Annotated in this window: 1 protein-coding gene; it reads left to right on the top strand. The window is 36.0% G+C overall.

Features of this window, described 5'->3' with window-relative positions; translation table 11 throughout:
- Positions 1 to 104: 104 nt before the first annotated feature.
- A partial coding sequence (gene tnpC / locus HX049_RS18370) for an IS66 family transposase (RefSeq protein ID WP_286417829.1) occupies positions 105 to 1,144 on the top strand: 1,040 nt, incomplete at its 3' end.

Genomic DNA, 1,144 nt, shown 5'->3' with positions numbered 1-1,144 from the left:
TGAAGGAATACAAGTGATAAAAAGTAGTCAAAAAAGGCGGTTTTCCATGAGATAAAACAGCCTTAATCCTTGTATAAATAAGGCTTTTGACGTATATTTACTTCATGGAAATAGACTTAGAAAACTTATCGAAACAAGAACTTTTGGCACTTTTAACCAAAGCCCCAAAGACTATTTCCAAACAAGAAAAAGTAAATACTAAGTTAGAGAAGAAAGCTACTAGCTTAGAAGAAAAGACCTCTAAACTAGAAGAAAAAAATACAGAACTGGAATATCGTGTAAAGCTACTTGAGCGCATGAAGTTCGGTCAAAGCCGAGAACGTTTTGAGGATCCCAATCAAACTCAATTACCTTTAGATGTTGAACAAGCAGTCTTAGAGGAACAAGAAGAAGTAATCAAACAAGAGATTACCTACTCTCGTGAGAAAAAGAAACATCCAGGACGAGCTAAACTACCAGATCATTTACCCGTAGAAGAAATAGAAATACATCCTGAGGGAGATTTATCTGATATGATTTGCATTGGTAAAGAAACTACAGATGTGTTAGATTATGTTCCAGGTTACTTTAAAATCAAGCGTTACATCCGATATAAATACGCTACTAAAGGTAAAGACAACACTCAAATTAATATTGGTGAGCTTCCAGAGCGAATTATAGATAAAGGAATCCCTTCAGAGGGATTATTATCTACAATATTGGTCGATAAATATGTAGATCATCTTCCTCTTTATAGACAGAAGCAACGCTTTTCAAGAGAAAACATCGATATAGCTTCTTCTACAATAGATGGTTGGGTAGCTCAAAGTATGGATGCTTTAAAACCACTATACCAAAAGCTAGTGATGGACATCAAAAACGAAGGTTATCTCCAAGTTGATGAAACCACCATCAAAGTCTTAGATGAGAAAAAGAAAGATAAGTCTCATCTTGGCTATTATTGGGTGTATCATGCACCTATATCCAAGCTTGTAATGTTTAATTACAGTCCTACTCGTGCCAGTAGCGCTGCACTACCTATATTAAAAAACTTCAAAGGATATCTGCAAACTGATGGGTTTAGTGGAGTGCGACCTGCAAAGGTCATTATACAATTGTTCAACCAGGAAACTGGATACAGAACCTGCCATACTGTTGGCAGTAG

It is taken from the genome of Myroides odoratimimus, from assembly GCF_030326305.1.
GTDB lineage: Bacteria > Bacteroidota > Bacteroidia > Flavobacteriales > Flavobacteriaceae > Flavobacterium > Flavobacterium odoratimimum_A.
Note: the sequence above shows the minus strand (reverse complement) of the source record. Positions and strands in the feature narration are given on the sequence as shown.